Genomic DNA, 20,613 nt, shown 5'->3' on the forward strand with positions numbered 1-20,613 from the left:
CCGTTTCCAATGCTTGCCGCCTTCGGTGGTGACGTGGACCAGGCCGTCGGCCGAGCCGGCCCAGATGATGTCGGCGTCCAGCGGTGAGGGCGCCAGCGCCGAGATGTCGGGAAAGATTTCCGCGCCGGACTGGTCGAGATCGACCGGGCCGCCGCTGGGCATCTCGGTGACTGGATCGTTGCGTGTCAGATCGGGGCTGATGCGCGCCCAGGTCTCGCCACCGTCGGTGCTCTTCAGCACGTACTGCGAAGCGATCAGCAGTTCCTTGGGATTGGCCGCCGAGAACAGGATCGGATGGGTCCAGCCGAAGCGGTACTTGAGTTGGTTGGACGCGGCGCCTTCCTGGTATTCCGGCCACGGGCTGACCTCGCGATATTGGCCGGTGGCCCGGTCATAGCGCAGCTGGATGCTGAAGTAGCCGCTGCCGTAGGTGATGTTGGGGTTACCCGGCTGCGGCGCGACGAAGGTGGCCTCGCCGTAGGCCACGCGATGCCACGCGCCCAGCGGGATCATGCCGGCGCTGGCGGCGCTGGGGCCCTCGAAGGAACCCTCGTCCTGCTGCGCGCCGTAGATGTGGAACGGGAACTGGTCGTCCAGCGCCACGTGGTAGAACTGCCCGGTCGGCTGGTTGTGATCGCCGCTCCAGGTCAGGCCGCCGTCGGTGGAGACGGTCGCGCCGCCGTCATTGCCTTCCAGCAACAGTTTCGGATCGTGCGGGTTGATCCAGACGATGTGGTTGTCGCCGTGCGGCGTGTGCAGCTTGGCGAAGGTCTTACCGCCGTCATGCGAGACCCACAGCGCATCGACCTCGGGCACGTAGACCGTGTTGGCGTCGGTCGGATCGGCATAGATGCTCATGTAGTAGAACGCGCGCTGGCGCAGGCTCCAGTTGGCGTTGACGCGCGTCCACGTCGCGCCGGCGTCGTTGGAGCGGAACACGCCGCCGCCCTTGGCCTGCACGATCGCGTAGACCACGGCCGGATCACTGGCGGCGACGCTGACGCCGATACGGCCCAGCACGCCCTGCGGAAAGCCCGTGTGGCGCGAAATCTCGGTCCAGTGCGCGCCGCCGTCGCTGCTCTTGTACAGGCCGCTGCCGGGGCCGCCGTCCTGCAGCGTCCACGGCCGGCGGTACGCCTGCCACATGGAGGCATACAGCACGTCGGGGTTCTGCGGGTCCATCACCAGGTCGATGGCGCCGGTCTTGGCGTCGACGTAGAGGATTTTCTTCCAGGTCTTGCCGCCGTCGACCGACTTGAACACGCCGCGCTCGGCGTTGGGCTTGAACACGTGGCCCATCGACGCGGCATAGACCACCTCGGGATTCTTCGGATCGACCACGATCGCGCTGATGGTGTGGGTGTCGGCCAGGCCCGCCGCGCGCCAGGTCTTGCCGGCATCGTCGGAGCGGAACACGCCATCGCCGGTGATCACGTCGCCGCGGATGTCGCTCTCGCCGGTACCGACATAAATCACCTTCGGGTTCGACGGCGCCACCGCGATCGCGCCGATGCTGTTGCTGGAGCCCGGCAGGGTGCCGTCGGTGAGGTTGACCCACTTCACGCCGTAGTCGGTGCTGCGCCAGACGCCACCGTCGACCGCGCCCATGTAGAACAGGTCGCGCTCGCTCGGCACGCCGGCCACCGCGACCACACGCCCACCGATATAGGGGCCGATGCTGCGCCACTTCAGCGCGGTCATGGGCGCCACGGCCGGCGCGCTGCCAGCAAGCACGTTGCCCGCGGCCAGCGCCATGCACAGCGTCAGTATGCAAAAGCTGGTGAACGCGAGAATCGAGCGACACACACCTGGGTACATGAGCAGTCTCCGCATGCCGGAACCGTGGCCGGCTTACGGAAACCTAATCAGATTGGATGGCTGCCGCAAAGCAATTCGGCGCTTCGCGTGAATACGTTTTGACGATATTTTCGTAATATCTACGTGATATATGGCCGCGTGCTGACGGGACGCATGCGCCGGCTCATCCGCCACGCAGGGTGTAGCGCGTGGTGACGTAGTTTTCGAGGATGCCGATGAACTCATCGGCGATGTTCTCGCCGCGCAAGGTGACGGTTTTCTCGCCATCGACGAATACCGGCGCAGCGGGCGTTTCGCCGGTGCCGGGCAGCGAGATGCCGAGGTTGGCGTGACGCGACTCGCCGGGGCCGTTGACCACGCAGCCCATCACCGCCAGCGTGAGGTTTTCCACGCCGTCGTACTGCAGCCGCCACTCGGGCATGCGCGCGCGCACATGTTCCTGCACGCGCTGCGCCAGTTCCTGGAAGAAGCTGCTGGTGGTGCGCCCGCAGCCTGGACACGCGGTGACCAGCGGTGTGAACGCGCGCAGGCCCATGGTTTGCAGCAGTTCCTGCGCGACGATCACCTCGCGCGTGCGCGCCTCGCCGGGCGCCGGCGTCAGCGAGATGCGGATGGTGTCGCCGATGCCCTCCTGCAGCAGCACCGCCAGCGCCGCGGCGGAGGCGACGATGCCCTTGGAGCCCATGCCCGCCTCGGTCAGCCCGAGGTGCAACGCGTAATCGCTGCGCGCGGCCAGATCGCGGTACACGGCGATCAACTCCTGCACGCCGGAAACCTTGCACGACAATAGGATATGGTCGCGACTTAATCCCAATTCCTCGGCGCGCGCGGCGGAATCCAGCGCCGAGCGGATCAAGGCCTCGCGGCCCACGGCGGCGGCGTCCCAAGGCTGCGCGCGGGCGTGGTTTTCGTCCATCAGCCGCGCCAGCAGAGATTGATCGAGCGAGCCCCAGTTGGCGCCGATGCGCACCGGCTTGTCGTGGCGCAGCGCGGTTTCGATGATGGCGACGAACTGCGGGTCTTTTTTCCTGCCGAAGCCGACGTTGCCGGGATTGATGCGGTACTTGGCCAGCGCCACGGCGCAGGCTGGCTCGGTGGCCAGCAACTGGTGACCGTTATAGTGAAAATCGCCGATCAGCGGCACGTCGACGCCGATCATGTCGAGGCGCTCGCGGATGCGCGGCACGGCGGCGGCGGCCTCCGGTGTGTTGACGGTGATGCGCACCAGCTCGGAACCGGCGCGCGCCAGCTCGGCCACCTGCTGCGTCGTGGTCTTGACGTCAGCGGTGTCGGTGTTGGTCATCGACTGCACCACGATCGGCGCATCGCCGCCGACGCGCACGCGCCCGACCCGCACCGCGCATGTGTTGCGCCGTGGCGCCGCGGCGCCGCTGTGCGCGGCCGCGCTCATGCGCCGGCCTCCGCGATAGCAGCCGCTGCCGCGGGACGCGGCGCGGCGCTGACACGCAGGCTCTGGTAGCCCGGACCGAGGGCTTCGCTGGATTCGATCTGCGCCAGCCGCACCGAGGGCAGCGGCTGCCAGTCACGCGGATCTTCGGGCAGGCTCACTTCGAGCGCGGCGGGGGTGGTCTCGTTCAAGGTCGTCAGCAGCAATTGTTCGTGATCGTCGCCGCGCAGCAGCAGCGCGCGTACCGCGTTGCGCAACTGGCCGCGCGCATCGGGGACACGCACGGCCGCCGGCAGCGCTTGTCGCGCCAGCAGTTCGACGCCGGTATCCAGTTGTCCGGACTCTTCGATGCGCAGCCAGCGCACGATGCCGATCATCCACTCCTGCGTGTCGCCGCGCTCGGCGGGCGGCGCCAAACCCACGATCTCGCCGACGCGGATGCGCATGCCCGCCTCGGCATGCCACAGCAGGCGATAGCCACCGAGGCTTTGATCGAGCACGTGCACGCGCTGCACGGCGACGACGCCGCCGTCGGCGGACGCGGCCCATGCCGGGCTTTGCGTCTGCACGCCGATGGTGATGCCGGCACCGCGCAAGCCGCTGAGAAAGGTCTGGAATTGCTGTCCACCGGCCAGCAGCATGTGCAGCGCATGCAAACCGACGGCGGCCTCGAGCGGGTGCCCGGCCTGCAAACGCGAATGACCGCGCTCGGCGCTGCCACTCCACGTCGACTGCAGGCGTTCGAGGAAGGCGTGGCTGACCTCTAGGATCTTGCCGCCATGCAGACGATAGCTGCTGCGCGAGACGCCGCCGGGCTGCATCTGGCGATCGGCGGCCAGCGCCATGCGCGCCGGTTCGGCGTCGAAATCCTGCAAGCCGGGCGCGGCGGCGCGGCGCTCCTCGGGCAGATAGCCGGGTCCGGCGTCGGCGGCCAGATCGAGCGCGATGGCACCGCTGCCGCCGGCGTGCAGTTGGCAGCGCGCCGCCATCATGCCGGTGACCTCGTAGGCATCGGACAGCTCGCGCGCCGAGAAGCGATACGGATTGGACAGCGCCAGCAGCAGCGCGTGCTTGTAAATCGCGCTCGGCTGCAGATGCTGCTGCGCATCCAGCGCCACGGGCTTGTCGGCGATGCCGCTTTCCAGCGCGAACGCATGGGCCGCGTGCATGCGCAGCCACGCGCCAGCGGGCGGATTGCGATACAGACGGTAATACCACAGCAGGCTCAGGCCACCATGCTGCAGCGCGCGCGCCAGCCCCCGCGCGATCGCCTTGCCGCGCATCCAGCCGACCTTGCCGGCCGGCGCGCACAGCTCATACACGGCCAGCGCGTAACCTTCGGCCAGCGCGCGCTGAAAACCGCTGACGGTTTCCGCCAGCGCCAGCTTGGCCGGCGGCAACGGAAAACTTTCGCTGGCGAGCTGGCGCTCGAAGCCATCGGACAATTGCGCGACGGTGGCGCCGAGCGCATTCAGTGCCTCAAGCCGCTCACCGCCCGGCCACACGGTGGTCAGCATGCGTTCGAGCAGATGCGTGAGCTCGCGCGCGGCCACCGCGGGATTGGCCATCGGCAACTGCGCGATGTTCCGCTGCATGTGCCGGGCACTGGCGGGCGTCGCGCCCGTGGCCGGCACGCGCGCCGGCATGCCCGCGATCAGGCGCGTGTAGGCCTCGCTCATGTGTTCCCCCCGTGACGGTATCCAGCGTGCATGCCGTGATGATCCTCGCTCGTGCAGGCCGGCGCCATTTTAGCCCCAGCCAGCGCGCCATCCCACAGGGAACATCGAATCCCGCATTCTGATGTTTCTCGAGAACGGCATGTCGGACATGCATCCGGACTCACTCCACGCGCCCTCGATCATTGGCATGATCGGTGCGCCATGGCATCACTGCCATCCACGGCACCCCGAAAAGGTTTTTCGAGGCGCCCTACACTGCGCACCATGAATCAAGCGAACGCTTCCACGTCACCGCATGCCTCGACCCCGACCCTGCGCCTGATCGCCGGACAGGTGCTGAGCCGTGCCGCCGGCGCGCCGCTGATCGCCGGCAACAAGGTCGAGCTGCTGATCGATGGCGCACAGCATTTCGAGACTTGGGCGGCGATGATCGAATCGGCGCGCAGCTACGTGCTGCTGGAGAACTACATCATCGCCGACGACGCGGTGGGGCGACGCTTCCGCGATCTGCTGATCGCGCGCGCGCGCGCCGGGGTGCGGGTGGCGCTGATCCACGACTGGTTCGGCACTTTCGGCAATGCCAGGCGCGCGTTCTTCGAACCGCTGCGCGAGGCCGGCATCGAGGTGCGCGCATTCAATCCGCCGCGCATGGACAGCCCGCTGGGCTGGATCGGCCGCGATCATCGCAAGCTGCTGGTGGTCGACGGGCGCATCGGCTCGCTGTCCGGCGTGTGCGTGGCCGCCAAGTGGCTGGGCGATGCGGCGCATGGCGTGCCACCGTGGCGTGATACCGGGCTGCTGATCGAAGGCCCGGCCGTGGCCGATCTGGAAGCCGCGTTCCGCGAGAGTTGGGATGGGCTGGGCGCGGCGCTGCAGTTCACCGCCGCAGCAGTGCCCGAGCCGCAGGGCGAGGTCGCGCTGCGCGTGATCGCCACGGTGCCGGCGCAAGGCGCCATGTATCAGCTTGAGCAACTGATCGCGGCCATGGCCACGCGCACACTGTGGATCTCCGATGCCTATTTCGTCGGCGTGCCCACCTACGTGCGCGGGCTGGCCGCGGCGGCGACCGATGGCGTCGACGTGCGCTTGCTGGTGCCGGGCAACAACAACCTGCCCGCCGTCGCCGCGCTGTCGCGCGCCGGTTTTCGGCCACTGCTGGAAGCCGGCATCCGCGTGTTCGAGTGGAACGGCAGCATGATGCACGCCAAGACCGCGGTGGCCGACGGCCGCTGGGCGCGGGTGGGTTCGTCCAATCTCAACCTGTCGAGCTGGCTGGCCAACTGCGAACTCGACGCCGCGATCGAAGACGTCGGCATCGCCGAGCAAATGCAGGAGCACTACCTGCGCGATCTCGACAATGCCACCGAACTGCTGCTGGCCGGGCGCCGTCCGCGCCCGCAGAGCAAGCGTCGCCGCAGTGCGCGCGGCGGCAGCTCATCGCGCGCTGCGGCCACCGCCTTGCGCCTGGCCAACACCGTCGGTGCGGCCATCGCCAATCGCCGCGTGCTGGCCGATTCCGAGCGCGGCGTGCTGTCGCTGGCCGGCATCGCCCTGCTGCTACTGGCCGCGCTGGGCGCGTGGTGGCCGCGCGTGCTGGCCTGGCCGCTGGCCCTGTTCGCCGCCTGGCTGGGCGCCAGCCTGCTGTGGAAGCGCATCCTGCGCCAGCGCGAGGCGCGACGACGCGCTGGCGAGCGCCCGCGCCCGCCCTGAAAACACGTCGTCATAAAACCGCGCAGCATTCTGCAACGTCAACACGGGGCCAAGTAAGCCATCAAGCCCATCGCCATCCGTTCTTGACAGAACGTCCACATCAAGTTGGAGAGCATTCTGCAACCCGACGCGGTGACTTTGCGTGCCAGGAGCGTATTCAAGCTGGCCGGTGCGCCTAGGCAGTCTTCCGAGCAGTTGCTGCACGCGCGCACGACAGATTCCAAGAGGGTTTCCGATCTCTGCGAGTGTGTGCGCCTTGCCGTCAAGCCCATAGCGAGCACGAACAACGCTGACGTTGCGCTGCGCAAGAGCATCATCCGCACGTCTTCCGAGGTACATAACCGCCGTGGCGATCGCCATGATTTCGTCAGCCACCGTGTCGCCTGGGTCGATTACCATCGCACCCGCGCGCGCAACGGCCGGTGACATGACGGCATTGGCCTGCGCACGAGCGGCAGCACGCAAATCGCTTTGATCAATCAGCGCCAACTTCAGTTCGTGCAGACACTTGGCGCCAAAGTTGCGGAGTCCGAGAAGGCGCGCATCCGGCCAGGCGGCAAGGTCTCCGACCGTTTCGATGCGCTCCTGGTAGAGCACGTTGCAAACGCGGACACTTAACCATGAGCGGTCGATCCTGCACCCGCGCCGTGGGTCATCTTGCATGAGCAGGTCAACGATGACGTTCGTCTGCAGCTCGGAGAAGAGCAGGTTCGGGCCGGTGGGGTTGTTCATGGCTGCACTGGATGGATAACGGACGCCAAGCGTGGCTCACGCCGCGTCCAACCCAATCACCAGACGCTTGCCCAGCAGGGCCACCGCCTGCGCAATGCGTGGCAGCTTCGATGCGTAATGCGGGTCGAGCAGGCGGCGCACCTCCTTCTCGTTAACACCGAGCTGCCGAGCAAGTTGCACATTGCTGATTCCTGACTCGCGCATGGCCACGTAGAGGGCGGCCTTGGCCACGGCTTCCGGCGGCGGGGCGACGCGGTGTTCATCGCGCCGCTGCTTGCTGGGGTGCGGGAAGTCGAGCTTGGCCAGCATGTAGGTAGCAAATACCTTATCCATTGCGTCTGCGGCCGCCGCCAGCGCGTCGGCCACGCTCTCGCCTTGCGTGATGAGCTGGGGCAGATCGCGACAGGTGACAACGAATCCGCCTTCATCGGCGGGGGTCAGTGCAACAGCGTATTCGAAGCGTTCCATGATGAACCTCAAAGATCGTTGGGCTCGACGCCGAGTTGCGCACATGGCATGAAAGGTGCCTGTCTTCAGTTCGACCTTCGGATTGCGCACCACAGTGAAGACGGAGCCGAAGTACGTCTGGTGGCTGCCCTTGCCGCGTGAAGTGTCCAGCCGGACGGGCAGGCCGCGATCCTTGCCCAGCGCTTTGACCTTGCGGATGAACTCGCGCCCCGTCAGGGCGCAATGATCGGTCGAAAACGTCCGAAATGCAAGGGCCGCATTTCGACCTACTTTCGGCCTCATTTCGACCACGAGTCCGTTCGTCCATACCTACGCGAAGCCACCTACCCGGTTCCCACATCGCCACGCTGGAAGCAGTACCTGCTTGAAGCCACGTGTCCAACACTGGGGAATTCCCTCAGGCAACCTGACGGAATCGACCGATCCCACACGCAACTCCGGATACCCGAAAAATAGTGCAGCGAACCTTGACGCAGGCTGGCGGAATGCATTCACTGCCGACTCGCATATTACTGATATGCGATTCGCGGATGCGCCACATCGGCGCGAGGAGCCCATCATGGTCACATCCATCATGCGTTTGCGGTCTGTTTCGATCGCGGCTGTTGTTGCGTTGCTGCTGCCGTTGCTGGGCCTGAATCAAGCCAGCGCCGCCGAGCGGCTCAAACCGTTTGAACTGGCCTACACCACGAGCGGCGACATGGCGCAAGTCGTCATCCAGGTCGAGAAACAACTCACCGACCACGGCTTCAAGATCGTCGGCAGCTACGCCCCGTATACCAATGCCGCGTTCCCAGAAGGCGAAACGGTATCGGCCGAAGTGATCGGCGTCACCAACCCAGCGCTGCTGGCGGCGGCCGCGGAAACCAGGTTTGGCGGCTACGCCGCGGTGCAGCGGGTCACGGTCACCCAGGTGACCAGCAAGGGCGCCACGCAAATCCAGGTGGCCTATACCAATCCGACCTACATGGCCAACGCCTATCGTCTCAAAAACAATCTGACCGACGTGGCCGCGGATCTCGGCAAGGCGCTGGGCACGCAGCAGGCCTATGGTTCCAGGAAGGGTCTGACGGCATCGGACTTGCGCGGTTACCACTACAAGTTCCTGATGCCCTACTTCGATGATCCCCACCACCTCGCCAAGTACGACAGCCACGAGCAAGCCGTGAGCGCGGTGAAGGCCGGCCTCGCCGCGCACAACGGCGGCACCAGCGAGGTCTATGAGGTCGCCATCCCGGGCAAGCAGCAAACCGTGTTCGGCGTGGCGCTGTCCGGCCCCGCCGGCAACAAGTGCAGCGGCGACCAGTACATCATGAGCCGCATCGACTTCAAGGCGCCCAAGTCGACCGGGCACCTGCCCTACGACATCCTCGTGTCCGGCGACAGGGTTTATGCGCTGGCGGTGAAATTCCGCATTGCCATCAATTTCCCCGATCTCAGCATGATGGGCTCGAACAGCTTCATGAGCATCATGTGCGCGCCGGGTGCCATCGAGAAGGCCCTGAAGGAAGCGGCGCGAGGAACCGTCGCCGCAACGTCCACCCAGCACTCCTGAGTGACGTGCGAACCCGTGCGAGATCGCGCGGGTTTGCATGCTTTGCGGGTTGCGCGCCGCGATCCGCGGCGCCAGCCCAGGGTCAATCCCGATAGCCGGCGCGCGGCTCAGCGCGCGCCGAGGTAATCGCCCTTGCCGATCGCGACACCGTTGTGGCGCAGGATGGCGTACGCCGTCGTGATATGAAAAAACAGGTTGGGCAACGCATGCTCGAACAAATACGTGCGCCCCGCGAACGTCACGTCCTGCTTGCGGATCTGCAACACCACGCTGCGATCCTCGCTGCCGGAAAACGCCGCGGCCGGAATGCCGTCGACAAACGCCAGCGTCCTGGCGATGCGCGCCTTCAACTCGGGAAACGTGGCCTCGATATCCTCGTGTCTGGGCACCTCGATGCCGGCGAGGCGCGCGGCGGCGCCCTTGGCGGTATCGCAGGCAATCTGCACCTGACGCGTCAAGGTGAACATGTCCGGCGCGAGCCGGTCGTTGAGCAGGATCGCGGGATCGAAGCCCTTGGCCTCGGCGTGCGCCACGGCCTTGTCGAGAATCGCGGCAAGCGCGCTCAGACTGCGATCAAAAACCTTGACCGAGGCGTCATACATCAGGGGGTTCATGGGGCTGTCTCCAGGACAAGTTATTGATACGCCGCCGCTTAAACTTCAGTGTGTTATAGCGGTATTTGACTGTTAAATCTACAAGCCACAATTAAGTTCAATCGCTGATGATTGAGCTTTCCGGTAAAACCTGCACCGCGGAAGTCGGAGCGGTCGTTCTCTTGTTCTTCTTCCTCGCAACATGGCGCCACGCGCCTGGATCGCTCCGGAGCTGATCGAGGTCCAAACGCCTGCGTCGAACCGCGAGGATTCTCACCCTCCCTTGATCGCTGCGATCCAACCGCATCGCAGGACAAGCCTTTTACGCACATCAAACTTGGCGGAGAGGGAGGGATTGCTCGGCGCATCCTGCGCCTCACCCCGCGCGCCAGCGCGCGGGGCTGCCTGCGGCATCCGCAGGCGTTCCAGACGCCTGCGTCGAACCGCGAGGATTCTCACCCTCCCTTGATCGCTACGATCCAACCACATCGCAAGACAAGCCTTTTACGCACATCAAACTTGGCGGAGAGGGAGGGATTCGAACCCTCGGTGGGCGTGAACCCACGGCAGTTTTCAAGACTGCTGCCTTAAACCGCTCGGCCACCTCTCCGTAGACCATCGCACGCGCTGACGGCGCCGAAGCAGCGCGCATTCTCGCATTCCGGCGCGAAACGCGCACATGGACACTGCTCTTCTCAATCGCCAACTGGCAGAGCCCGGGCCGCAAGTGCGGCCATGCGCGTTTTGTCGCCAGCCTTGCGCCGCACGTGGCGTATGCGTCGCACTTATCCCGCCAGCGCGCGGCGTACGACCTCCTCGACCATGGCCTCCAGCGCGGCCTGATCGCTGCGCAGGTGCACCTCGGGCTGCTCGGGCGGTTCGTAGGGCGAATCGACGCCGGTGAAATTGCTGAGCCGGCCGGCGCGCGCCTTGGCATACAGGCCCTTCACGTCGCGCGCCTCGCATACCGCCAGTGGCGCATCGACGAACACCTCGACGAACTCATCCGCGCCAAAGCGCTCGCGCGCCATGCGCCGCTCGGCGCGAAACGGCGAGATGAAGGCCACCAGCACGATCAGCCCGGCATCGACCATCAGCCGCGCCACCTCGGCCACGCGGCGGATGTTCTCGACGCGGTCCTCGGCGGTGAAGCCCAGATCGCGATTGAGGCCGTGACGCACATTGTCGCCATCCAGCAGATAGGTGTGGTGACCGAGCGCGAACAGGCGCTTTTCCACGGCGTTGGCCAGCGTCGATTTGCCCGCGCCGGACAAACCCGTGAACCACAGGCAGCGCGGCCGCTGGCCGTTCTGCGCGGCGCGCGCGGCGCGGTTCACATCCACATGCTGCCAGTGGATGTTGCTGGCGCGGCGCAGGGCGAAATCGATCATGCCCGCGCCGACGCTGGCGTTGCTGATGCGGTCGATGAGCACGAAGCCACCCAGCGCGCGGCTGCGCGCATAGGGTGCGAAAGCCAGCGCCTGATCCAGACTGAGCTGGCAATAGCCAACCTCGTTGAGTCGCAGGGTGCGCGCCGGCATGGCTTCCTGCGTGTCGACATCGATCTTGTGGCGGATCTCGGTGACCTGCGCCAACGCGCGGGCGCTGCCCAGGCGCAACTCGTAGGGACGCCCGGGCAGCAGGGGCTGTTCGCCCATCCACAGCAGGTGGCAGGCGAACTGGTCGGCGACATCGGGCGGCGCGCTGGCGGCGGCGATCACGTCGCCGCGCGCGATGTCGCATTCCTCGACCAGGCTCAGGGTGACCGCGGCGCCGGCCTCGGCTTGCTCCACCTCGCGCCCGGCAGCGAGCACGCGCGCCACCGTGGCGCGCAGTCCCGCCGGCCACACGCTGACGGCATCGCCGACGCGCACGCGACCCGCGGCCAGGGTGCCGCAATAGCCGCGAAAATCCGCGTGCGGGCGATTGACCCACTGCACCGGCAGGCACAGCGGCGCATCCACGGCGAGCGCCTCGGACTTGGCCGCATGCAAGGCTTCAAGCAGCGTCGGGCCGCGGTACCAGGACATGCGCGCGCTGCGTTGCACGAGATTCTCGCCGTGCACCGCCGCCAACGGAATCGCCGTGACCTGGGTGATGCCAAGACGCGCGGCCAGCGTGGCGTAGTCGCGCGCGATCGCGGCAAACCGCGCCTCGGCATAGTCCACGCGATCCATCTTGTTGACCGCCAGGATCACCTGGCGGATGCCCATCAGCGCGCAGATATAGCTGTGCCGCCGCGTCTGTCGCAGCAGGCCCTTGCCGGCATCGACCAGCACCACGGCCAGCTCGGCGGTGGATGCGCCGGTGGCCATGTTGCGCGTGTACTGCTCGTGGCCGGGACAATCGGCGATGATGAACGCGCGCGCCGGCGTGGCGAAGTAGCGGTAGGCGACGTCGATGGTGATGCCCTGCTCGCGCTCGGCTTCGAGGCCATCGAGCAGCAACGCGTAATCCAGCGCCTCGCCCTGCGTGCCGAAGCGGCGGCTGTCGCGCGCCAGTTGTTCGAGCACGTCCTCGGGCACCGCGCCAGTGTCGGCCATCAGGCGCCCGATCACGGTGCTCTTGCCGTCATCCACGCTGCCGCAGGTGATCAGGCGCAGCAGGGTTTGCGTTGCTGCCGCGGCCATCAGAAATGCCCCTCGCGTTTCTTCTGCTCCAGCGAGGTGCCGGCGGTGGCATCGAGCACGCGCCCGGCGCGCTCGGAGCGGCGGCTGGTCTGCATCTCGTCGATGATCGCATCGAGCGTATCGGCGGCGGACTCCATCGCCACGCTCAGCGGATAGCAGCCCAGCGAGCGGAAGCGCACGCGCCGGCGCCGCGGCTGCTCACCGGGTGCCAGCGGCAGGCGCTCGTCATCGACCATGATCAGCGCGCCGTCGCGCTCGACCACCGCGCGCTCGGCGGCGAAGTACAGCGGCACGACTTCGATCTTTTCGCGGCGGATGTAGCGCCACACGTCCAGTTCGGTCCAGTTGGACAGCGGGAACACGCGCATGCTTTCGCCCGGCGCGAGGCGCGTGTTGTACACATTCCACAGCTCCGGGCGCTGCTGGCGCGGATCCCAGCGCTGCTGCGCGTTGCGGTGCGAGAAGATGCGCTCCTTGGCACGCGATTTCTCCTCGTCGCGCCGCGCGCCGCCGATCGCGGCATCGAAGCCGTGCTGCTCCAATGCCTGGCGCAGCGCGGCCACCTTCATCACGTCCACGTGCACGCTGGCGCCGTGGCTGATCGGGCCGATGCCCGCACGCACGCCCTCCTGATTGGTGTGCACCAGCATCTGCACATCGGGCGCGGCGGCGACGCGGTCGCGAAACGCGATCATCTCGCGGAATTTCCAGCCGGTGTCGACATGCAGCAGCGGCAGCGGCAGCGGCGCCGGCGCGAACGCCTTGCGCGCCAGATGCAGCAGCACCGACGAGTCCTTGCCGATCGAATACAGCAGCACCGGCTTGCGCGAACAGGCCACGGTCTCGCGCAGGATGTGCACGGACTCAGCTTCGAGCCGATCGAGCAGATCCATCAGCCGGAGCGCCCGTACTTGTCTTCGAAGCGCACGATGTCGTCCTCGCCCAGATAGCTGCCGGACTGCACCTCGATCAATTCCAGCGCCACCTTGCCGGGGTTTTCCAGACGGTGCACGGTACCCAGCGGAATGAACGTGCTCTGGTTCTCGCCGAGCAGGAAGGTTTCCTCGCCGCGGGTCACGCGCGCGGTGCCGGTGACCACGATCCAGTGCTCGGCGCGGTGATGGTGCATCTGCAGCGACAGCGTGGCGCCGGGCTTGACGGTGATGCGCTTGACCTGGAAACGCGCATCGGCATCGACCGAATCGTAGGCGCCCCAGGGGCGGTACACCTTGCGGTGCCAGATGGCCTCGCTGCGCGCGCTCTGCTTGAGCTGCTGCGCCACGACCTTGACCTCCTGCACGCGCTCCTTGCGCGCCACCAGCACGGCGTCGTCGGTGTCCACCACCACCACGTCGTCGAGCCCGACCAGCGCGATCAGGCGCTTGTCGCTCCACGCATAGGTGTCGCGACAGTCCAGCGCCAGCACGTCGCCGCGATGCGCGTTGCCCTGCGCGTCGCGCTCGGCAACCTGCCACAGCGCCGACCACGAGCCGACGTCGCTCCAGCCGATGTCCACCGGCAGCACCGCGGCATCCGCGGTTTTTTCCATCACCGCGTAGTCGATGGAATTGGCCGGACAGGCCACGAACGCGGCCGCGTCCAGACGCATGAAATCGGCGTCGCGCCGCGCGCCGTCCAGCGCCGCGCGGCAGGCGGCGAGCATGGCCGGCTGCTGGCGCTGCAGCTCATCCAGATAACGCTGCGCACTGAACAGGAACATGCCGCTGTTCCAGTAATGATCGCCCGCGGCCAGATACTGCGCGGCATGCGCGGCATCGGGTTTCTCGACGAAACGCACGACCGCGCGCACGCCCTCGCCCGGCGCCGCCTTGATGTAGCCGTAGCCGGTTTCCGGCGCTTGCGGCAGCACACCGAAAGTCACCAGCCTGCCGGCCGTGGCCGCCGCCAGCGCGGCCCGCACCGCGGCGCGAAACCCGGCCGCATCGGCCACCACGTGATCAGTAGGCAGCACCAGCAGCAATGCATCGCCGGCGTGCTGATGCAACGCCTCCAGCGCCGCCACGGCGATGGCCGGCGCGGTGTTGCGACCGACCGGCTCGAGCAGCAGCGCGGCCGGCGTGCAGCCGACTTCGCGCAACTGCTCGGCGACCATGAAGCGGTGTTCCTCGTTGGCCACCGCCAGCGGCGCCGCCACGTCCAGGCCAGCCAGCCGCAGCCAGGTTTCCTGCAGCAGCGAGTGCGCGCCGGTCAGCGCCAGGAACTGCTTGGGATAGGCCTCGCGCGACAGCGGCCACAAGCGCGTGCCGGAGCCACCGGAAAGCAATACGGGAACCAGATTCATCGTTGCCAGACCCACCCGGAAAAGGGATACGTTGCGGCCCGCGAGTGTACCCGCAAGGCTGGCCGCGACGTGGCGCGGCGGCTGGAATCGGGGCGAAACCGCCTACAATCGCAACACACCCCGCCCATCACGGCCCACGCATGAAAACCCTGCTGATCTATGACCGTCCCGTGGCCCTCAACCGCGAGGCCCACCGTCACCTGCGCCTGCGCGCCAATGACCGCTTCCTGCACGTCGCCGCGCTGAATGCGCTGCCGCTGGTGGGTTTCGAGTTCGCCGTGGCCGTGCGTGACCACCCGATCGTGTTCGCCGGCGAAAGCGCCGCGCAGGCCCTGCCCGTGGCGCTGGTCGGCCTGCGCGGCGGCGAGAACCTGCACGTGCAGCGCGACGGGCACTGGAGCGAGAGCTACATCCCCGCCTTCGTGCGCCGCTATCCCTACGCGCTGGCCGCCGATGGCGAGCGCTTCCAGGTCGTCCTCGATGAGGCCTGGCCGGGTTTCAACACCGAGGAAGGCGATCCACTGTTCGACAGCGAGGGCAAGGAGAGCGAATCGCTCAAGCGCACGCTGGGTTTTCTCGAGGAATACCAGAGCCACATCCGCGCCACGCAGGCGTTCATGGGCGAGCTGAATCGTCTCGACCTGCTCGAATCAAGGCAACTGCAGCGCGCCGTCAGCGCAGGCGAAGAGGCGCAGGTGCTCACCGGTCTGTGGATGATCGACGAGGACAAGCTCAAGGCACTGCCGGCGGATCAGGCGCAGGCGCTGCTGAAAAACGGCGCACTGGGCTGGATCTACGCGCACCTGCTGTCGCTGGTGAATCTCGATCGCCTGAATGCGCGTCTCGGGCAGCGCATCGAGGCCGAGAAGTCCGCCGCCTGAACGTTATCAGGCTGAGCGCATCGCATGCACTGCGCGTATTTTGAATCCGCCCGCTGCCGATCCTGCACGTGGCTGCCGCGGCCTTATGCGCAGCAATTGGCGGCCAAGCAGCAGGCCGCGCGCAACGCGCTGGGCGATGACCCCGGCGTGCACTGGCTGGCGCCGGTCGCCAGCGCCGAAAGCGGCTTCCGCAACCGCGCCAAGATGGTGGTCGGCGGCAGCATCGAGACGCCGCTGCTGGGATTGCTGGATGCCGGCGGCATCGGCGTCGATCTGGAGGATTGCGCGCTGTATCCGGCCGCGTTGCACGCCGCGTTCGCGCCGCTGCGGCGGCTGATATCCGCCGCGCGCATCGCGCCCTACCACGTAGCCGAGCGCCGCGGCGAGCTGAAGTTCGTGCTGGTCACCGTGGCCGAGGATTCCGGCGCGCTGATGCTGCGCTTCGTGCTGCGCTCGCGCGAGGCGCTGGGGCGCTTGCGCAAGCATCTGCCGCAGTTGCAGGCCGAGTTGCCGCAGGCGCGCGTGCTCAGTGCCAACTTGCAGCCGTTGCACCAGGCGTTGCTGGAAGGCCCCGAGGAAATCCTGCTGGCCGATACGGATGCGCTGCCGCTGCGCATCAATGCGCTGACCCTGTACGTGGGTCCGCAGGCGTTCCTGCAGACCAACACGCAAGTCGCCGCGGCGCTGTACCGGCAGGCGCGCGCGTGGGTGCAGGAAATCGACCCGCCCGCGCTGCTGGACCTGTATTGCGGCAGCGGGGGTTTTGCCCTGCACTGCGCCGATGGGCGGCGCGCGGTACTGGGCATCGAAAACAGCGCGGCGGCGGTGGCGCTGGCGCAGCGTGCCGCGCGCGCTGCGGGCCTGCAGGGTGTGCGGTTCGAAACGCACGACGCCGCGCAAGGCACTGCGGCGCTGGGCACGCTGCCGCCGTTGGTCATCGTCAATCCGCCGCGGCGCGGACTGGGCGCGGAATTGTGCGCCACGCTGCAAGCCTCGAGCGCGCGCTGGCTGATTTATTCGAGCTGCAACGCCGACAGTCTGGCGCGCGATCGGGCCGCCCTGCCCGGTTTCCGCGCGCGCCGTGCGCAGGTGCTGGACATGTTTCCGCACACCGCGCACTTTGAACTGCTGTGCCTGCTGGAGCGCGCCGCATGAGCGCGCGCACCGCTGCGCTGCTGCGCGTGTGGGCGCTGCCGTTGGCGCTGACCGTGCTGTGCGCGCTGCTGCAGGCGCTGCACGCGGCACCGCTGCTGCGCTACCAGCGCGGTGCTATCGCGCACGGCCAGTGGTGGCGCCTGCTCAGCGGCAATTTCGTGCACCTGGGCTGGGGCCACCTGGCGCACGATCTGCTTGGACTGTGGCTGATCTGGGCACTGTTCGGGCGCGCGCTGACGCTGCGCGCGTGGGTCGCCTTGGTGCTGTGGGATGGCCTGGTGATCGGTCTGGGCCTGTTCGCATTCAGCCCGACGGTGCACTGGTACGTGGGCATCTCGGCGATTCTCTACGGCATCTTCACCGTGGGCTGCCTGGCCAACCTGCGCACGCGGCCATGGTATTCCGGCCTCTTGCTGGCCGGGATGCTGGTACTGATCGGCTGGAGCGTGCTGCGCGGCCCGCTGGCCGCCGAGGACTGGGGCATGGATGGTCCGGTGCTGCCGATCGCGCATTTGTATGGTGCAACGGGCGCCGCACTCTTTATGCTAGTCCGCTGGAGCTGGATCAGCCGGCGCAAGGCGCCGCATGGGGGAGCACGATGAACAGGCAGCGGTTTGCCGCGCATCTGCCGCGCCCGGCGCGCATCATCGGGGTGCTGGCGCTGCTGTTGCTGCTGCTGGCGGGCTGGAACTTGTGGCGTCTGGGCATGCTGATCCGCGCCACGCGCGCCGCCGCCGCGCAGGCCGTGGCCGAATTCAGCGCGATGCCCACGCTGAGCCCGCAGCAGGCCTGGCAGCGCTTGCTGGCCGCGCACCTGTTCGGCACGCCGCTGCTGGGCAGCGCGCCGCCGACCACGCTGCCGCTGAAGCTCGAAGGCGTGTGGGCCGATGCCAGCGGGCACGGCTACGCCATCATCGCCGCCGACAGCAGCCCGGCCAAGGTTTATGCACAAGGCGCGGCGTTGCCCTACGGCGCCAGCCTGCAGCGCGTACTGAGCGATGGCGTGCTGCTGGATACCAGCGCCGGCACGCAAAGTCTGGCCTTGATCAAGCACGCCGGCGGCGCTGACAACGCCGATGCGGAACTGGCGCCCGCGCCGGAACCGGTGGCCCTGGCCAACGCGCCGCGGCCGCCCGGCATGCATGCGCCCATGCCGGAGTCCTCCGGCGCGCCGCTGCCGCGCGGGCCGCTGCAGGTCGGCGATATCGCCAACGGCATGCCGATCGAGCGTCAGGGCCGTCTGGCCGGTTACGTGCTCAGTCCGGGCGCGAACGCGCAGGCCTTCGCCAGGCTCGGGCTGCGCCCCGGCGATGTGCTGGTGAGCATCAACGGTCAGCCGCTGGGCGACGCCGCGCTGAGCAGCGTGCAGTTGCGCGAGGCACTGCAGCAGGGCAACGCGCAAATCGTCGTCGAGCGCAATGGCCAGACGATCAACCTCAGCCCGCAGATCAAGCCGCGATGAGCCGCATCGCAACCGCGACCCTGCCCAGGCGACAGCGCCCGTCCGCGGCATGCGCGCGCCGGCCTGATACGCTCAACCCACGTTGCGACCGCGAGTCATCATGAAGCGCACCCTGCCCCTCCTTTCCCGCCTGCTGTTGCCTGCGCTCGGCCTGCTGTTGTCGGGCTACGCGTTCGCGCAGCAGGATGCCCCCCCTCCGGCCGCGCTGCCCGCGTCCGCCGCGGCGCAGGACGTCACGCTGAACTTGCGCAACGTCGATATCCGCACCCTGATCGACACCGTGTCCAAGGCCACCGGCATCAATTTCGTGGTCGACCCGCGCGTGCGCGGCAATGTCACCGTGGTGTCGTCCACGCCGATGGACCGCGACGCGCTGTACCAGGTGTTCCTGTCGGTGCTGGAGGTCTACGGCTATGCCGCGGTGCCGTCCGGCCCGGTGGTGAAGATCGTGCCCTCGATCAACGCGCGCCAGACCCTGCAATTGCACGGCCGGGGCGAGGCGCTGATCACGCGCGTGATCCACGTGAGTACCGTGCCGGTGATGCAACTGCTGCCGCTGCTGCGTCCGTTGCTGCCGCCGCAGGCGGTGCTGTCGGCCTACCCGCCGGGCAACGTGCTGATCGTCACCGACCGCGCCGACAACGTCGAGCGCATCGTCAAGCTGGTTCAGCAACTGGACAATCCCGCCAATGGCGGCATCAGCATCGTGCAGCTCAAGCACGCCTCGGCCGAGCAGGTGGCGCGCACGCTGAATGAACTGCAAGGCACCGGCACCGGCGCCGGCGAGGGCGGCCTGCCGCCAGCGCGCGTGGTCGCCGATGCGCGCACCAACAGCATCCTCATCGCCGGCGATCCGGCCGCGCAGGCGCGGCTGCGCGCGCTGATCCAGCAGCTCGATGTGTCGCTGCCCGCGGCCGGCAACTCGCAGGTGATCTTCCTGCGCTACGCCAAGGCCGAGGATCTGGCCAAACTGCTGCAGCAAGTCGTGCAGACCCAGGAAAAGACCACCGAGAAAACCAAGGCGGCGCCGGAGTCACCGATCAACATCCAGGCCGATGTCACCAACAACGCGCTGATCATCACCGGGCCGCCGGATCGCGTGCGCGACCTGCAGCAACTGGTGCGCCAGCTCGATGTGCGGCCCAAGGAAGTGCTCATCGACGCGATCATCGCCGAGGTCTCCGGCGATCTGTCCAGGCAGCTCGGCGCGCAGATCGCGGTGCTGCCCAGCGTTGGCTCGACGCAAAATCCGGTCGCCGTCAGCAATTTCACCAACGGCGCGCTGCCGCTGGCGACCCTCGCCGGCGGCGCCAGCGCCATCGGTCAGGCGCTGGCCGCATCGCCCGGGGTTTTCCTGGGCTTCGGCAGCAACCGCAGCGGACAGGCGCGCTACGGCCTGCTGCTCAACGCGCTGCAATCCAACTCGGCCACCAACATCCTGTCCACGCCCAGCCTGATGACGCTGGACAACAAGCAGGCCGAGATCGTGGTCGGCCAGGACGTGCCCTTCGTCACCGGCAGCTACAGCACCACGCTCAATCAGGGCGGCGGCGGCACGGTGAGCAGTCCGTTCCAGACCATCGAGCGCAAGAAAGTCGGCATCACCCTCAAGGTCACGCCGCAGATCAACGAGGGCGACAGCGTGCGCCTGAAGCTGGATCTCACCGTATCCAGCATCGCGCCCTCGATCAGCGGCGCGGTCGATCTGATCACCAACACGCGCCAGGTCAAGACCGTGGTGATCACCGACAACGGCGCGATCGTGGTGCTGGGCGGGCTGATCCAGGACAGCTACACCGACTCGGTGCAGAAAGTGCCGCTGCTCGGCAGTCTGCCGTTCATCGGACGCCTGTTCAGCTCGACCTCGCGCCAGTTGCAGAAGCAGAACCTGATGATCTTCCTGCATCCGGTGATCATCGATACGCAAAACGCCGCGAACGCCTATACCGCCGAAAAATACCGCATCCTGCGCGAGCAGTCGGCGCGCGCCGCCAACAACCGCAATTCGATGCGGCAGCAACCGCTGCCGACGCACTTGCGCCAGTTCGTGCCGGCGCCGGCCAGCAGCAGCGTGGCACCGGCCACGGCTGCGAGCGTGGCGCCAGCGCCCGGTGCCAGCGTCGGCGCACGTAGCGCGCCGCCGCTCGCGCCGGCCGTCGCGGCCAGCGCGCCGGCACCCGTCCGCGGCACGCACGGCGGCTGATCCATGCGCATCGGCAC

Annotated in this window: 15 protein-coding genes, 1 tRNA gene and 1 pseudogene; 7 read left to right on the forward strand and 10 right to left on the reverse strand. The window is 67.5% G+C overall.

The genetic code is table 11. The features are described 5' to 3' along the window. The 3 genes from ACYDAT_RS09670 to ACYDAT_RS09680 all read right to left on the reverse strand — a co-directional run. Nucleotides 1–1,818 (reverse strand): WD40/YVTN/BNR-like repeat-containing protein (locus ACYDAT_RS09670; protein ID WP_461449830.1); only part of this gene is annotated, 1,818 nt, incomplete at its 3' end. Between the two features lie 163 nt (nucleotides 1,819–1,981). Further along, the gene (ispG, locus tag ACYDAT_RS09675; RefSeq protein WP_461442283.1) at nucleotides 1,982–3,229 is read right to left on the reverse strand and encodes a flavodoxin-dependent (E)-4-hydroxy-3-methylbut-2-enyl-diphosphate synthase; all 1,248 of its coding nucleotides are present in this window, start codon (nucleotides 3,227–3,229) and stop codon (nucleotides 1,982–1,984) included. Further along, on the reverse strand, nucleotides 3,226–4,905 hold the full coding sequence (locus tag ACYDAT_RS09680) for a hypothetical protein (RefSeq protein WP_461449832.1): 1,680 nt from the start codon (nucleotides 4,903–4,905) through the stop codon (nucleotides 3,226–3,228). The genes ispG and ACYDAT_RS09680 overlap by 4 nt, the downstream gene beginning before the upstream one ends. A 264-nt stretch (nucleotides 4,906–5,169) precedes the next feature. On the opposite strand from ACYDAT_RS09680, the gene ACYDAT_RS09685 reads away from it, so the two are divergent. Next, nucleotides 5,170–6,615, forward strand: a complete 1,446-nt coding sequence (locus ACYDAT_RS09685) for a phospholipase D-like domain-containing protein (RefSeq protein ID WP_461449834.1) — start codon at nucleotides 5,170–5,172, stop codon at nucleotides 6,613–6,615. Between the two features lie 492 nt (nucleotides 6,616–7,107). On the opposite strand, the pseudogene ACYDAT_RS09690 reads toward ACYDAT_RS09685, so the two are convergent. Next, nucleotides 7,108–7,347, reverse strand: a pseudogene (locus tag ACYDAT_RS09690) (DNA-directed RNA polymerase subunit alpha C-terminal domain-containing protein); the annotation flags it as partial. Between the two features lie 36 nt (nucleotides 7,348–7,383). Continuing rightward, on the reverse strand, nucleotides 7,384–8,097 hold the full coding sequence (locus ACYDAT_RS09695; RefSeq protein WP_461438787.1) for a type II toxin-antitoxin system HicB family antitoxin: 714 nt from the start codon (nucleotides 8,095–8,097) through the stop codon (nucleotides 7,384–7,386). A gap of 277 nt (nucleotides 8,098–8,374) precedes the next feature. Between ACYDAT_RS09695 and ACYDAT_RS09700 the strand changes: the two genes are divergently transcribed. Further along, a complete protein-coding gene (locus ACYDAT_RS09700; RefSeq protein ID WP_461438788.1) occupies nucleotides 8,375–9,370 on the forward strand; it encodes a hypothetical protein in 996 nt (331 codons plus the stop codon). A 107-nt stretch (nucleotides 9,371–9,477) separates the two neighbouring features. Here the strand turns inward: ACYDAT_RS09700 and ACYDAT_RS09705 are convergent, their stop codons facing one another. From ACYDAT_RS09705 to ACYDAT_RS09725, 5 genes are all read right to left on the reverse strand, one after another. After that, the gene (locus tag ACYDAT_RS09705; protein WP_461438789.1) at nucleotides 9,478–9,984 is read right to left on the reverse strand and encodes a DUF1993 domain-containing protein; all 507 of its coding nucleotides are present in this window, start codon (nucleotides 9,982–9,984) and stop codon (nucleotides 9,478–9,480) included. 499 nt (nucleotides 9,985–10,483) lie between these two features. Then, a tRNA-Ser gene (locus ACYDAT_RS09710) sits at nucleotides 10,484–10,573 on the reverse strand. Nucleotides 10,574–10,748: 175 nt separating this feature from the next. Beyond that, complete coding sequence (gene cysC, locus ACYDAT_RS09715) at nucleotides 10,749–12,593, reverse strand: adenylyl-sulfate kinase (RefSeq protein WP_461449836.1); 1,845 nt, start codon at nucleotides 12,591–12,593, stop codon at nucleotides 10,749–10,751. Then, nucleotides 12,593–13,486, reverse strand: coding sequence for a sulfate adenylyltransferase subunit CysD (gene cysD, locus ACYDAT_RS09720; RefSeq protein WP_461440363.1), 894 nt, complete (start codon nucleotides 13,484–13,486; stop codon nucleotides 12,593–12,595). The genes cysC and cysD overlap by 1 nt, the downstream gene beginning before the upstream one ends. Continuing rightward, the gene (locus ACYDAT_RS09725; protein ID WP_461440362.1) at nucleotides 13,486–14,895 is read right to left on the reverse strand and encodes a mannose-1-phosphate guanylyltransferase/mannose-6-phosphate isomerase; all 1,410 of its coding nucleotides are present in this window, start codon (nucleotides 14,893–14,895) and stop codon (nucleotides 13,486–13,488) included. Before ACYDAT_RS09725 ends, cysD begins: the two co-directional genes overlap by 1 nt. A gap of 140 nt (nucleotides 14,896–15,035) precedes the next feature. Between ACYDAT_RS09725 and ACYDAT_RS09730 the strand changes: the two genes are divergently transcribed. The 5 genes from ACYDAT_RS09730 (at nucleotide 15,036) to gspD (ending at nucleotide 20,596) form a co-directional block, all read left to right on the forward strand. Then, the gene (locus ACYDAT_RS09730) at nucleotides 15,036–15,776 is read left to right on the forward strand and encodes a SapC family protein (protein ID WP_461440361.1); all 741 of its coding nucleotides are present in this window, start codon (nucleotides 15,036–15,038) and stop codon (nucleotides 15,774–15,776) included. A gap of 24 nt (nucleotides 15,777–15,800) precedes the next feature. Next, nucleotides 15,801–16,931 carry a 23S rRNA (uracil(747)-C(5))-methyltransferase RlmC gene (gene rlmC, locus ACYDAT_RS09735; RefSeq protein ID WP_461440360.1) on the forward strand — a complete coding sequence of 377 codons (1,131 nt, stop codon included), beginning with the start codon at nucleotides 15,801–15,803 and terminating at the stop codon, nucleotides 16,929–16,931. Further along, nucleotides 16,928–17,533, forward strand: a complete 606-nt coding sequence (gene rrtA / locus ACYDAT_RS09740; RefSeq protein ID WP_461440359.1) for a rhombosortase — start codon at nucleotides 16,928–16,930, stop codon at nucleotides 17,531–17,533. The genes rlmC and rrtA overlap by 4 nt, the downstream gene beginning before the upstream one ends. Continuing rightward, a complete protein-coding gene (locus ACYDAT_RS09745; RefSeq protein ID WP_461440358.1) occupies nucleotides 17,530–18,393 on the forward strand; it encodes a type II secretion system protein N in 864 nt (287 codons plus the stop codon). The genes rrtA and ACYDAT_RS09745 overlap by 4 nt, the downstream gene beginning before the upstream one ends. A gap of 100 nt (nucleotides 18,394–18,493) precedes the next feature. Next, nucleotides 18,494–20,596 carry a type II secretion system secretin GspD gene (gene gspD, locus ACYDAT_RS09750; protein ID WP_461449838.1) on the forward strand — a complete coding sequence of 701 codons (2,103 nt, stop codon included), beginning with the start codon at nucleotides 18,494–18,496 and terminating at the stop codon, nucleotides 20,594–20,596. Nucleotides 20,597–20,613 lie beyond the last annotated feature (17 nt).

The sequence above is a fragment of the Metallibacterium sp. genome, from assembly GCF_054637675.1.

What these genes read in the sequence shown, in the direction of transcription:
- ispG (WP_461442283.1), bottom strand. Translation starts at nt 3,229, where the DNA reads ATGAGCGCGGCCGCGCACAGCGGCGCCGCGGCGCCACGGCGCAACACA.
- ACYDAT_RS09680 (WP_461449832.1), bottom strand. Translation starts at nt 4,905, where the DNA reads ATGAGCGAGGCCTACACGCGCCTGATCGCGGGCATGCCGGCGCGCGTG.
- ACYDAT_RS09685 (WP_461449834.1), top strand. Translation starts at nt 5,170, where the DNA reads ATGAATCAAGCGAACGCTTCCACGTCACCGCATGCCTCGACCCCGACC.
- ACYDAT_RS09695 (WP_461438787.1), bottom strand. Translation starts at nt 8,097, where the DNA reads ATGAGGCCGAAAGTAGGTCGAAATGCGGCCCTTGCATTTCGGACGTTT.
- ACYDAT_RS09700 (WP_461438788.1), top strand. Translation starts at nt 8,375, where the DNA reads ATGGTCACATCCATCATGCGTTTGCGGTCTGTTTCGATCGCGGCTGTT.
- ACYDAT_RS09705 (WP_461438789.1), bottom strand. Translation starts at nt 9,984, where the DNA reads ATGAACCCCCTGATGTATGACGCCTCGGTCAAGGTTTTTGATCGCAGT.
- cysC (WP_461449836.1), bottom strand. Translation starts at nt 12,593, where the DNA reads ATGGCCGCGGCAGCAACGCAAACCCTGCTGCGCCTGATCACCTGCGGC.
- cysD (WP_461440363.1), bottom strand. Translation starts at nt 13,486, where the DNA reads ATGGATCTGCTCGATCGGCTCGAAGCTGAGTCCGTGCACATCCTGCGC.
- ACYDAT_RS09725 (WP_461440362.1), bottom strand. Translation starts at nt 14,895, where the DNA reads ATGAATCTGGTTCCCGTATTGCTTTCCGGTGGCTCCGGCACGCGCTTG.
- ACYDAT_RS09730 (WP_461440361.1), top strand. Translation starts at nt 15,036, where the DNA reads ATGAAAACCCTGCTGATCTATGACCGTCCCGTGGCCCTCAACCGCGAG.
- rlmC (WP_461440360.1), top strand. Translation starts at nt 15,801, where the DNA reads ATGCACTGCGCGTATTTTGAATCCGCCCGCTGCCGATCCTGCACGTGG.
- rrtA (WP_461440359.1), top strand. Translation starts at nt 16,928, where the DNA reads ATGAGCGCGCGCACCGCTGCGCTGCTGCGCGTGTGGGCGCTGCCGTTG.
- ACYDAT_RS09745 (WP_461440358.1), top strand. Translation starts at nt 17,530, where the DNA reads ATGAACAGGCAGCGGTTTGCCGCGCATCTGCCGCGCCCGGCGCGCATC.
- gspD (WP_461449838.1), top strand. Translation starts at nt 18,494, where the DNA reads ATGAAGCGCACCCTGCCCCTCCTTTCCCGCCTGCTGTTGCCTGCGCTC.